An 11704-nucleotide genomic window follows, 5' to 3' on the forward strand; every position below is an offset into this window, starting at 1 on the left:
ATGTATGATAATCTGATAGAGAATTATGACTGTTAACGAGATAAAAGATGAAATATCCATTGTTATCTGCGGAGAAGCAGGTCAGGGGATCCAAACTGTTGAAACTCTTTTGATTGAAGCCCTAAAATCTGCTGGCTTTTATATCTTCTGCACAAAAGAGTATATGTCCCGTGTTCGCGGCGGTGCAAATTCCATCCAAATCAGAGTTTCAGAAAAACCCGTTTCCGCTTATATCAAAAGAACCGATATCCTTATCCCTTTAATAAAAGAAGCTGTAGATCATCTCGGAGAGAGAATTTCAAAAGAAACTTTTATCATCCAGGAGGATTTTACAGAAGAGGCAAAGAAGATAGGGGATGTGGTCTATTCCAATGTTATTGCGGCAAGTACCCTTGCGGCTTTATTTGGCATCAATCGCGAAACTTTTTACAATCTTATAGAAAAGAAATTTTCTAAAAAAGGTGAAGAAGTTGTTCAAAAAAACAAAGAAGCGGCAGACAAAGGTTTTGAAATCGGAAAGAAGCTTTCTTTAGAGATTGAGATAAAAATAGAACCAAAAGCAGATAAAAATGACACTTTAATTAATGGGGCGCAAGCTGTGGCAATGGGTACCCTTGCCGGCGGATGTAATTTTATTGCGGCATATCCCATGACTCCGTCAACGGGAGTATTTACCTATTTGGCTTCGCAGGAGCATGAATTTGGAATCGTTGTTGAGCAGGCGGAAGATGAGATTTCCGCGATGAACATGAATTTGGGGGCGTGGTATGCGGGAGCTCGCGGATTGGTTTCAACTGCCGGAGGCGGATTTGATCTAATGACGGAGGGATTGAGTCTTGCAGGCATTACAGAAACGCCAATAGTTATCCATTTAGGGCAAAGACCAGGGCCTGCGACAGGACTCCCCACAAGAACAGAACAGGGAGATTTAAATATTGCTTTATATGCCGGGCATGGGGAATTTCCCAGGATAATTTTAACTCCAGGCAATCTGGAAGACGCATTTTATCTTACCCAAAAAGCGTTTAATCTGGCGGATAAATATCAGGTGCCTGTTTTTGTCCTTACAGATCAATTTTTAGTTGATTCCTACTATAATATAAAGCCTTTTGATCTTTCTAATGTTCAAAACCAGCATTTTATCAAAGAAACAGGGGTGGATTACAAGAGATATCAAATGACAGAAAACGGAATTTCTCCCCGTGGGATTCCTCAATTTGGGGAGGGGCTTGTTTGCGTAGACAGCGATGAACATGATGAAAGCGGCCATATTACAGAGAGCCAGGCTGTGAGGACGAGCATGAACAATAAGAGGCTTTCAAAAATTGACATGATAAAAAGCGAGATTTTTCCTCCTGAATTAATTGGAAGTTATGATTATAAGACACTTTTAATAGGATGGGGATCGACTTATTTAATTATCAAAGAAGCAATTGAAAAGCTTGGAAGAAATGATCTTGGTTTTCTATATTTTAAACAGGTATATCCTTTGCATGATTCGATAGTTGATTATATTAAAAAAGCGGAAAAAACAATTATTATTGAAAATAACGCTACAGCTCAATTTGGAAAACTGATTGCAAAAGAGACGGGCATTGTCATAAAAGATGCGATCCTAAAATATGATGGCTTGCCGTTTTCGGTCGAAGAAATAATGCAAAGGGTGTCAAATGGATAAAAATATATACGATAGCAAGACGGAAATTGCTTGGTGTCCAGGGTGCGGGAACTTTGGGATATTAAACGCGCTTAAAGATGCTTTGGTTGAACTTGAGATTGCGCCAAAAAACCTGGTTATCGTTTCGGGAATTGGCCAGGCAGGGAAAATCCCGCATTATTTAAACTGTAATTTTTTTAACGGTTTGCATGGAAGGGCTCTTCCTCCTGCTATGGGGATTAAAGCTGCCAATCCAAATCTTACAGTTATTGCTGAAGGCGGGGATGGGGATATGTATGGAGAAGGGGGGAACCACTTTATCCATACCATACGAAGAAATCCGGATATTACAAACATAGTTCATAATAATATGGTTTATGGGTTGACAAAAGGACAGGCTTCTCCAACAAGCCAGGATGGATTTAAGACCCCAATCCAGATTGACGGTGTCTTTGAAGAGCCTTTTAACCCGATAGCTGTTGCAATATCTTTGGGAGCCTCTTTTGTTGCGAGGGCTTTTTCGGCTGATATTGACAAGACAAAAGAGATAATTAAAAAGGCGATTTTGCATAAAGGTTATGCGTTGGTAGATATCTTTCAACCGTGCATTTCTTTCAATAAGATAAATACTTTTCAATGGTTTAAGGATCATACTTACTATTTGGAAGACAATTATAATCCGCAAGACAGGGTTGAGGCTTTTAAACGGTCTTTGGAAACAGAAAAATTTCCGCTCGGCATTTTTTACATAAACGATAAGAAAAAAACATTTGAAGACAATCTGCCTGCTTATTCGTTAAACAAAGAGCCTTTGTATAAGAGAGAAGTGGATTTCAGCAAGCTTGGAAATTTAATAAATATCTAAAAAAAACTCTGTAAGGTTAGATTTTACATGGCGCAAAACGAAAGATTGAGCCGGATGATTATTTATAATATAATAAAAATATGCAGAAGAAAAATAAAAAATTAAGGCTTGCAAATAATGCATTGAGATCTATTGTTGACAGGATAAGAGAGGGTTATTTTCCAGAAAAAATAATTCTTTTTGGCTCTTTATCTACCGGTAAAATTAATGCTTCAAGCGATATTGATATTATGGTAATAAAGAAAACCACTAAAAACCCTTGGGATAGGATGAAAGATATAGATTGTTTTGTTGACCATGAATTTCCTGTGGATTTTCTTGTATATACACCAAGTGAAATAAAAAATAGAATTGAAGATGGCGATGTTTTCGTAAAAGACATATTAGAACATGGGAAGATTGTTTATGAAAAGTAAGGCTTCCAATGTTGTTCTTGAATGGATTAAAAGAGCTGATTCTGATTCTGATTTTTATTTTGCAAAAGTTTTCCTGAAAGAATTCAATGATTTTTACTCTCAAATGTGTTTGCTATGCCATGATGCTGTTGAAAAATATTTAAAAGCTTATTTGATTTTTAAAAATATAAAATACAAGAAAATTCATGACCTAGTTGTTTTATTGAAAGATTGCGCTAAGTTTTCAGATAAGGATCAAGAGTTTTTAAAACATGAAGATGCTTGCAGAATTTTAAATAATTATTATATTCCATTAAAATATCCTTCTCATTATCCTCTTGCAAAACATGATCAAGCCAAAGAGGCAGTAGGTTTGACAGAGCAATTATCTGTGTTTATTAAGAATAAAATCTTAAATTAAATCGAGAAAAAATGAATGCAATAAAAGATATCTTAATCATAGGTGCGGGGCCTGCGGGTATAACTTCTGCTGTTTATGCCGCGCGTAAAGGGCTTTCTCTTTGCATAGTATCAAAAGATATAGGGGGACAGGCGGCATGGTCTTCTAATATAGAAAATTATACAGGATACCAGTTTATAACAGGGCCTGATCTTGTGCAAAAATTCAGGAACCATCTTGAACAATATAAATTTGATATTTTAGAAGGGATGGAAGTTGTTAAAGTTGAGAAAAAAGAAAAGGGCTTTAAAGCTTTGCTTTCAAACGGAGAGATAATAGAAGCAAAAACAATTATAGTAGCCTCGGGGAAAAAACCAAAAACCTTAAATGTTCCCAGAGAAAATGAATTTACAGGAAAAGGGGTTGCCTATTGTACAACCTGTGATGCCCCTGTATTTGCCGGAAAAAATACGGCTGTTGTCGGAGGAGGAAATTCCGCTTTGGATGCGGCGATTTCTCTTGCGAAAATCTCACCAAAGGTTTATATAATAAATATAGCAGATAAACTGACGGGTGATACTGTGATGATAGAAAAGATTAAACAGTTTTCCAATGTTGAAATTTTAAATGATGCAAAGACAATAGAAATTTTTGGAGATAAGTTTGTTGAAGGGATGAAAGTTCTGGCTTATGGGGGAGAGAGGCTTTTGTCAGTTGAAGGCATATTTGTCGAAATCGGATTAATGCCCAATTCTGATTTTATAGATTGCGTGGAAAAAAATGATATTGGGGAGATCAATGTAAATTGTGGATCTGCGACCTCATGCCCGGGAATTTTCGCGGCGGGAGATGTGACAAGCATTCCTGATAAGCAGATTATAATCGCGGCAGGGGAAGGGTCAAAAGCCGCTTTGGCCGCATATAGGTATTTAACTATAAAAAGAGAATGAAGAATTAAAAATGACTTAATGACTAATTTGTTGTGTTGTTTATTGTATTTTCATTTGCAATAAACAACACAATACAAATGAGTTATTTAGGTCGTTGAGATGCTTTGATTAACACGTCTTTTATTTGTATTAAAATACTTTTATCTTTTGGATCTATTTCAGCATTAACGGGCATTAATTCTGTCTCTAATATTCCGGAGATGATTTCCAATAAAACAGTTTTATTAACATTGTCTTCTGGCTTTATTTCACCTGTTTTTGTGTTTATTGTAATGACGACATTCTGTTTTTTTGTTTTAGTTTTAGTATCAATAAATGAAAATCCATAAATTAATATAGTTTTATCATCACTCGAATTTTCGCTAAGGACTTTTATTTTAAGCGAGATCTCTTTAAGATCATTAAATGAAGAGATTATTATTCCTATATCTGGAGAAGTTGGCTCTTCTATGAATTTGTATATTCCAGCAACTTTTTTTTCTTCATCATAAAAAACATCTTCTTTTTGTTTTTGGATTGAAGGCAAAACATTTCCATAACTTATTGGACTTACACTTAACATTTAAAATCAGCTCCTTTTATTTTATGGGTCTGTTGCGTAATGGTCATTCCCGTGAAAACGGGAATCTATTTCTCAAAAAACAAGATGGATCCCCGCTTTCGCGGGGATGACAAATTGCAAAAACTATCATTACGCAACAAGCCCTTTATAGGGTCTCTTCGATTGGTTATCTATAAAATTTCAGATTAGTTTGTCAGATTTTATCAAAAACCTCATTTGATATTTTTGTTAATAAATCTAAAATAAGTTATACTATCTATTATGACAGTTGTTATTAACGCTAAAAATCTAACTAAAAAATATAAAGACTTTACAGCCGTTGACGGGATCTCCTTTGAAATAAAAGAGGGGGAATGTTTTGGATTTTTGGGGCCAAATGGAGCTGGGAAGACTACAACTATTAAAATGATCCATTGTGTATCACCCAAAAATGGAGGAGAATTGACCGTTTTGGGGATGCCCGCGACTATCGATAATAGGGAAGTCAGAAAGTTAACAGGTGTTATTCCTCAAGAGACCAATCTTGATGGAGGGCTTACCGCTTATGAAAATTTGATGATTTTTTCTGAATTTTTTGATATTCCGCGTAAAGAGGCAAAAAAAAGGGTTGTTGATCTTTTGAAATTTGTGGAGCTTGAGAGCAAGACAAATAGTAAAATTGATGAGCTTTCAGGCGGGATGGCCAGACGGCTTTTAATTGCGCGCGCTTTACTTAACAACCCCAAAATCATGATAGCGGATGAGCCGACAACAGGGCTTGATCCCCAGGCAAAGCATCTTATTTGGCAAAGACTTCGTAAGTTAAAGCAAAACGGGGTAACATTGGTCTTGACAACGCAGTATATGGAAGAGGCCGCGCAACTTTGTGACCGTATTGTTATTATGCACAATGGAAAATTTTTAATCGAAGGGATCCCTTCTGTTTTAATAAAACAGGAGATCGGAAACGAAGTTGTTGAAATCCGGATTTCTGAAGATAAAGACAGCGAAATAAAAAGCATATTAAATTCCTGTGCGTGCGAATTTGAAAGGGCGGGAGACACCCTGTACATATATTCAAAAGATGACTTATCCATCATGCGCAACCTTGTGGAATTAAAACTTCCGAGTGTATTGCACAGGAAGGCTTCACTTGAAGATGTCTTTTTGAAGTTGACGGGAAGAGGTCTTATTGAATGATGAATTTATCATATAGAATTTACCATGTTTGGAAGAGGAATCTTGTTTCTTATAAGAGATATATTATTCCAACCCTTCTTGTGAGTTTGGGGGAGCCCCTTTTCTTTTTACTGGCGCTTGGAGTCGGGCTTGGCTCTTATATCGGAGGGTTTGGAGGAATCTCTTATCTTAAGTTTTTGGCCTCGGGGGTAATAATAATTTCGGCTCTTTTTTCTGCGACTTTTGAATGTTTGTATGGCACTTTTGTCAGGATGGTTCATGAAAAATTGTTTTCTGCGTTAATTGTTACTCCTGTTTCTTGTGAAGATATAGTTGCCGGCGAGATCGCATGGGGGATGACGCGTGCGGGAATTAGCGGGGTATTAATGTATATTGTCTCCTTATTTCTTGGAGTTGCTCCAACAAACCCTATTATTGTTATTCTCCTCTTTTTGCTTATTTTATCGGTAGGGTTTGTCTTTTCTTCTTTTAGTATGATAATTACCTCTTTTGCACCTCATATCGATTTTTTTAGTTATTACACAACTTTATTTATAACCCCCATGTTCTTTTTTTCCGGAGTTTTTTTCCCTTTGGATAAAATGCCGGATATAATTAAACTGTCGTCAAACTTTATTCCTTTATCTCACGCGGTAATAATATCAAGAGCTCTTTTTATGGGAATAGTCTATCCAAATTTGATTTGGCATTTTCTTGCTTTGATTGTTCCAGGCATTATAGCCTTTTTTGCGGCTTTATTTCTCATGAAACGAAGGATAATTAAGTAGCAAACTTAGGATATTTCGTGATTTTTTAAACCTAACACCTTTAAGCCCGATCGATTATCCCACTCGGGGTTAATTTGTAACAGATATAAAAATATTGCCTGTTGTTGTAAGTGTTCCGTTGCTTACGGTAATTGTTAGCTGTCGTGAGCCTGTTGTATCGGGAGCTGTCCAAGTAGTTTGTGCTTTTGTTGCTTCAGAAAAACTTCCTTCTCCGCTCCATGCGTATGTTAAAGTCAGGTTGTTTGGATCTGTTGCGCTGCATGTGAGGGTTATTTGATTTCCTATTGTCACAGTAGAAGATGAAGCTGTTATGCTGTTTATTACGGGAGGATCAACTTTTTTCTTTACTACAATACTTAATATTTCTGAGGCTGTATTTCCTGCTGTATCTGAAACGTTGGATATAACCTGATATGTCCCTTCTGTCGTTGGAGATGTCCATGTAGTTGATGATCCGGTTGTCGTTGCAAGTGTTCCTGATGTTGCAGCCCATGAGTAGGTTAACTCCAAATTGCTTGAGTCTGTTGCGCTGCAGGTAAGGGTTGCGACATCTCCTCCATACAAAGTTGTGGGAGTGTAACTTAAGCTTGTTATCTTTATTACAGATGAAGAGCTTGAACTTGAAACAATCAATTTCAAGGTTCCGATTGTTACATATGTCCCATTGCTTACGGAGACTGTTACTGTATAAGTCCCTTCTGTTGTAGGGGCAGTCCATGAGACTGTTTTTCCTGTATTGCTTGAGAGTGTCCCTCCGTCTGCCGTCCAGGTTATAGATAGTGAGGTTGTTGTCTCTGTTGAACTGCTACTGCTTCCTGCTGTAATACATGTGAGCGTTGAGCTGAATCCGGGGACTCCTGTTGCAGGGGTTGCTGTAAGACTTGTTATTACAGGAGATTGATCTGATTCTTGGGTGCTGGATACAACAATGATATTTAAGGAATTTGAGCCTGATACTGATCTATTGCTAGCTCTGACAGTTATCTGATATGTCCCTGGGGTTGAGGGGGCTGTCCACGTGACGGGGTTTGATGACGTGCTTGAAAAAGTCCCTCCGTTCGCGCTCCATGAGTAGGTAAAATTTTCAGAAGAGACGCTTGATGAACTTGACCCTGATGTGACAGATGCGCTACAGGAAATTGTTGCCGTTTTACCGACAACAACAGAAGAAGGGGAGGCTGTAAGGCTTACTGTTAATGTTGTAGAAGAGCAACCGCATATAGTTAAAACAAAAAACAATATGGGTATTAACAGCGACAATTTTGACGCTTTTTTCATTCCACCTGCCTCCAGTTAATTTGAGACTGAGGATTTTCTTTGTGATGCGCGGACAATGCTTTTTAAGCTTTTATACATAATTAAAGCATGTAGTTGTAGTTAGTGTCAAGGTTGAAAAGGAGCTTGATTTTTTGACGATTGCTTTATTATATTATAAAAATAAAACAACTCTTTTGGTTGAAATTTCACCCCGATTATGATAATCGGGGTTAGTTTCTGGTTTTATTGTGAACAATCGGGGTTCATTTGAATCTTTATAGTGGTTTTAATTTATCAAGTTCGTCTAATTCTGCGATTAGGGTCTCTAGCTTTTTATATCCCTCATCAACATCTTGTTTATGCTTGTGGGACTTGATTTGAAGCTGGGCAATTTCCTCCCCCCTTAATTTCCCAAAAGAATTTGCTATTTTGAGGTTTACAGCTTCAAGTACGGATTCGTCATTGTCGATATTTTTTTCGATTTTTTTTACGTTTTCAAGAAGCTCCTTGTGCCTTTTATGGTATTCTTGTTCTGATTTTTTTTGGTTTTGTTTTTGTTCTTTTTTTGCTTTTTTTGGTTTTTTTTCTTCTTCTTTCCATCCGACCCTGTCTAAAAAGTCCTGATATGTGCCGTTAAAAACAGATACGTGATCCTCATTAAAAACTATCAGTTTTTTAGCCAAATGATGAAGGAACATTTCGCTATGAGTTACAATAATTACCGCTCCCGGAAACTCATCTAAGGCTGTGATCATGGAATCGCATGCTTCCACATCCAAATGGTTTGTCGGTTCATCCAAAAGTAGCATGTTGGTTGGGTTAAGAAGTATTTTTCCCAAAGAGACCCTGCTTTTCTCACCACCCGAAAGAACCGCAATCTTTTTTAGCGCGGCATTGCCTGAAAACATCATTACTCCGCATGTCCTGCGAATATCGGTATAATTCAAGTCCGGTCTCAACGCGGAAAATTCTTGTTCTATCGTAAATGATGGATTGAGTCGTTCAATGTTTGTTTGTCCAAAATACCCGATTTTGCAGTTTGGATGGTTTGTTATTTTTCCTTCATTGGGGTTTAGTTCTCCTGCCAGCAATCTAAGAAGGGTTGATTTTCCCTTGCCATTTTTTCCGACAACGCAAATCCTGTCATTTTTGCCAATATGAAGGGAGAGATTTTTTATTAATGTCCGTTCTGGAGAATAACCGAATGATAAATTTTCAATATTCATAAGGTTTTTTGCTTCAAATTCCAAAGAGTTAAACTTAAACCCCAATTCGGAGATTTTTCTAAGCTCCTCTTTCTTTCCCATTTTTTCTAATGCTTTGATCCTTGATTGGACGAGACTGGCGCGAGCTGCTTGAGCGCGAAATTTATTGATGAATGCTATTGTCTCTTCCCGTTTTTTATCTTCTTTCCTGCGGGTTTTTTCATAAACTTCTTCTTCCACTGTGATTTGCTCAAAAAACTTTATCGTATCCCCCTCTATTTTTTTTACCTTTTGGCGATGTATCCCTATTGTATGAGTTGTAACGCTGTTCATAAAATCACGATCATGTGTGATGATCATAAGCTCATTTTCCCAACGTGCCAGGAATCTAGTCAACCAGCGTATAGATAAGATGTCCAGATAGTTTGTGGGTTCGTCGAGCAATAAAAGATGCGGTTCAGCAAGAAGGACTTTTGCTAGATTTAGTCGAACCTGGAAGCCTCCGGAAAATTCTGCAGGAGATTTATGAAATTCATCTTGGGAAAACCCGAGGCCGTTTAAAATTTTTTCTGCTTTCCAGATTTGATCTTTATCCTCTTTTTTGAGACCGAGGGAAGCTTCCTCTAATATGGTTGATTCAGTAAAGTTAAGATGCTGTTTGAGATATCCGACAGTATAATTTTTGGGGGTAGAGACACTCCCTGAATCAGGATGGATTTCTCCTGTTATAAGTTTAAATAGTGTTGTTTTGCCTGAACCGTTGCGGCCAACGATCCCTATCCGTTCGCCGCTATGAATATTGAAACTTATATCATCAAAAAGTTGTTCTCCACAAAAAGATAACGACAGATTGTTTATTTGCAGCATTTTTCAACCAAATGAACCCCGATTAGGAAATCGGAGTTCATACCTGAGAAAATTTCCAACACTCTACTATCGGGGTCCATATGTTTATTATACAACTATTATATGGTAATGTGGATTAGAAAAAACTGCAGGAACTGCAGAGGCGATAAATATGAAAGATCATAATCATATGTATTATTTTAAAGAGTTGAGAGAAAAGATGGTGGAGGAACAGCTTGTATTAAGAGGAATAAAGGACAAAAGAGTTTTATCTGCCATGAAAATAATTCCTCGCGAGCTTTTTTTGCCAGAAAAATTAAAACCCGTGGCTTATGATGATGGCCCACTGCCTATAGGTTACGGGCAGACTATTTCACAGCCTTATATAGTTGCTCTTATGACGGAGCTATTGACCATTAAAGAAGAAGATAAAATTTTGGAAATAGGGACAGGTTCGGGTTACCAATCGGCAATTCTTTCTTTATTAGCTCAAAAGGTTTTTACAATAGAAAAGATAGAAAGACTTTCTAAGAAAGCAAAAAGTATTTTAAACAAACTTGGTTGTATAAATGTTGAAGAAATAGTTGGAGACGGGTCAGTAGGTTTTGCAAAAGAAGCTCCTTTTGATAAGATACTTGTTACCGCGGGAACCCCATTTTTCCCTTTGGACTTGAAGAATCAACTTAGTCCTAATTTCGGCACGGCTGTTATCCCTATTGGTGATAGGCACATGCAAACACTTACTAAAATTGTGAGGGAAGGGGACACATTTAAAAAAGAAGAGTCTATCCCTTGTATGTTTGTTCCACTTGTTGGAAAATATGGATGGCAATCAGAAAATGGCAAGTGACCAAATTTCAATATCCAATGAATTTAATATTATCAAATTAGAATAATTTACTTTTGTTTTTCTATTTTGAAATAAGTCATTCCCGCATCATACAAAACTCTTTCATTGTCTGAAATACCTTTTTTATTCAGTTCAGCTTTGAAGGGCAAATCAGATACTTTTTTACTAAAAACTTTTTCAACGGATTTAAGTTCTATTCTTGCGCCAAATTCGTTAAATAGATTGTTAAGCTCTTTGTATGGTTTGGTTTTATTTGCCAGTTTTACAAAAATAGAATTTGTGCTTTCCATCTTTGACTGTGGATAATTTTTTTTATAATCTTGATATTCTGGAGAGTTGGCAGAGGCAACTGCTATTGGCACGCACCAGGAATAATCTTTGTCTTTTGAAAATGGACCCCATATAAGGGAATCAAACTCTTCAGCCTTCCATCTTTTAAATATTTCCTTCAAAATAGCTCGATGCAGATCCTTGGTTGCAATAAAAGAGTTGTTCTCATATTTTTCATATCTTACATCTAAGCGCCTTTTGCCGTTTATATTACTAGTTTTACTGATATGCCAATTTATAGTGCAGTTACTATTTGATGCTTTAACAACATACTCTCCTAACGGATATTTAGCGGTATCTTTTGAAAAAAAAAACCTCTGTTTTAGGGGAAAAAAAGCATCCAGAAAGCAGGAAACTTAAGAATAAAATCAAAAATATTATAAAATTATTGTTTTTCATCGGTTTTTTGTAACAATATAAGTCATGAGTTATATGAATTAT

General features: G+C 36.8%; 12 protein-coding genes. 8 read left to right on the forward strand and 4 right to left on the reverse strand.

The window, feature by feature from the left end:
* The first annotated feature begins 40 nt into the window (after positions 1-40).
* The 5 genes from A2290_05590 (at position 41) to A2290_05610 (ending at position 4267) form a co-directional block, all read left to right on the forward strand.
* Positions 41-1678, forward strand: a complete 1638-nt coding sequence (locus tag A2290_05590) for a 2-oxoacid:ferredoxin oxidoreductase subunit alpha (GenBank protein OGC15869.1) — start codon at positions 41-43, stop codon at positions 1676-1678.
* Positions 1671-2522, forward strand: a complete 852-nt coding sequence (locus A2290_05595) for a 2-oxoacid ferredoxin oxidoreductase (GenBank protein OGC15794.1) — start codon at positions 1671-1673, stop codon at positions 2520-2522. The genes A2290_05590 and A2290_05595 overlap by 8 nt, the downstream gene beginning before the upstream one ends.
* Before the next feature lie 80 nt (positions 2523-2602).
* Positions 2603-2938 carry a hypothetical protein gene (locus A2290_05600; GenBank protein OGC15795.1) on the forward strand — a complete coding sequence of 112 codons (336 nt, stop codon included), beginning with the start codon at positions 2603-2605 and terminating at the stop codon, positions 2936-2938.
* A complete protein-coding gene (locus A2290_05605; protein ID OGC15796.1) occupies positions 2928-3338 on the forward strand; it encodes a hypothetical protein in 411 nt (136 codons plus the stop codon). The genes A2290_05600 and A2290_05605 overlap by 11 nt, the downstream gene beginning before the upstream one ends.
* Before the next feature lie 20 nt (positions 3339-3358).
* Positions 3359-4267: a thioredoxin-disulfide reductase gene (locus A2290_05610; protein ID OGC15870.1), complete on the forward strand. Its 909-nt coding sequence runs from the start codon at positions 3359-3361 to the stop codon at positions 4265-4267.
* 82 nt (positions 4268-4349) lie between these two features.
* Here the strand turns inward: A2290_05610 and A2290_05615 are convergent, their stop codons facing one another.
* Positions 4350-4829: a hypothetical protein gene (locus A2290_05615; GenBank protein ID OGC15797.1), complete on the reverse strand. Its 480-nt coding sequence runs from the start codon at positions 4827-4829 to the stop codon at positions 4350-4352.
* Between the two features lie 261 nt (positions 4830-5090).
* Here A2290_05615 and A2290_05620 point away from each other — a divergent pair, with 261 nt between their 5' ends.
* Both A2290_05620 and A2290_05625 read left to right on the forward strand, forming a co-directional pair.
* A complete protein-coding gene (locus A2290_05620) occupies positions 5091-6008 on the forward strand; it encodes an ABC transporter (GenBank protein OGC15798.1) in 918 nt (305 codons plus the stop codon).
* Entirely contained in the window at positions 6005-6775 is a 771-nt protein-coding gene (locus A2290_05625) for a hypothetical protein (protein ID OGC15799.1), read from the forward strand. The genes A2290_05620 and A2290_05625 overlap by 4 nt, the downstream gene beginning before the upstream one ends.
* Before the next feature lie 69 nt (positions 6776-6844).
* Here the strand turns inward: A2290_05625 and A2290_05630 are convergent, their stop codons facing one another.
* Positions 6845-8053, reverse strand: coding sequence for a hypothetical protein (locus A2290_05630; protein ID OGC15800.1), 1209 nt, complete (start codon positions 8051-8053; stop codon positions 6845-6847).
* A 254-nt stretch (positions 8054-8307) separates the two neighbouring features.
* Complete coding sequence (locus A2290_05635; protein OGC15801.1) at positions 8308-10104, reverse strand: ABC transporter ATP-binding protein; 1797 nt, start codon at positions 10102-10104, stop codon at positions 8308-8310.
* A 169-nt stretch (positions 10105-10273) separates the two neighbouring features.
* Between A2290_05635 and A2290_05640 the strand changes: the two genes are divergently transcribed.
* A complete protein-coding gene (locus tag A2290_05640; GenBank protein ID OGC15871.1) occupies positions 10274-10933 on the forward strand; it encodes a protein-L-isoaspartate O-methyltransferase in 660 nt (219 codons plus the stop codon).
* Positions 10934-10980: 47 nt separating this feature from the next.
* On the opposite strand, the gene A2290_05645 is transcribed toward A2290_05640, so the two are convergent.
* On the reverse strand, positions 10981-11385 hold the full coding sequence (locus A2290_05645) for a hypothetical protein (protein OGC15802.1): 405 nt from the start codon (positions 11383-11385) through the stop codon (positions 10981-10983).
* Positions 11386-11704: the final 319 nt, after the last annotated feature.

This window comes from candidate division WOR-1 bacterium RIFOXYB2_FULL_36_35, assembly GCA_001771505.1.
Taxonomy (GTDB): domain Bacteria; phylum Margulisbacteria; class WOR-1; order XYC2-FULL-46-14; family XYC2-FULL-37-10; genus XYB2-FULL-36-35.

Coding starts and splice junctions, on each gene's coding strand:
- A2290_05605 (OGC15796.1), top strand. CDS start 2,928: ATGAAAAGTAAGGCTTCCAATGTTGTTCTTGAATGGATTAAAAGAGCT.
- A2290_05640 (OGC15871.1), top strand. CDS start 10,274: ATGTATTATTTTAAAGAGTTGAGAGAAAAGATGGTGGAGGAACAGCTT.
- A2290_05625 (OGC15799.1), top strand. CDS start 6,005: ATGATGAATTTATCATATAGAATTTACCATGTTTGGAAGAGGAATCTT.
- A2290_05630 (OGC15800.1), bottom strand. CDS start 8,053: ATGAAAAAAGCGTCAAAATTGTCGCTGTTAATACCCATATTGTTTTTT.
- A2290_05615 (OGC15797.1), bottom strand. CDS start 4,829: ATGTTAAGTGTAAGTCCAATAAGTTATGGAAATGTTTTGCCTTCAATC.
- A2290_05620 (OGC15798.1), top strand. CDS start 5,091: ATGACAGTTGTTATTAACGCTAAAAATCTAACTAAAAAATATAAAGAC.
- A2290_05595 (OGC15794.1), top strand. CDS start 1,671: ATGGATAAAAATATATACGATAGCAAGACGGAAATTGCTTGGTGTCCA.
- A2290_05600 (OGC15795.1), top strand. CDS start 2,603: ATGCAGAAGAAAAATAAAAAATTAAGGCTTGCAAATAATGCATTGAGA.
- A2290_05635 (OGC15801.1), bottom strand. CDS start 10,104: ATGCTGCAAATAAACAATCTGTCGTTATCTTTTTGTGGAGAACAACTT.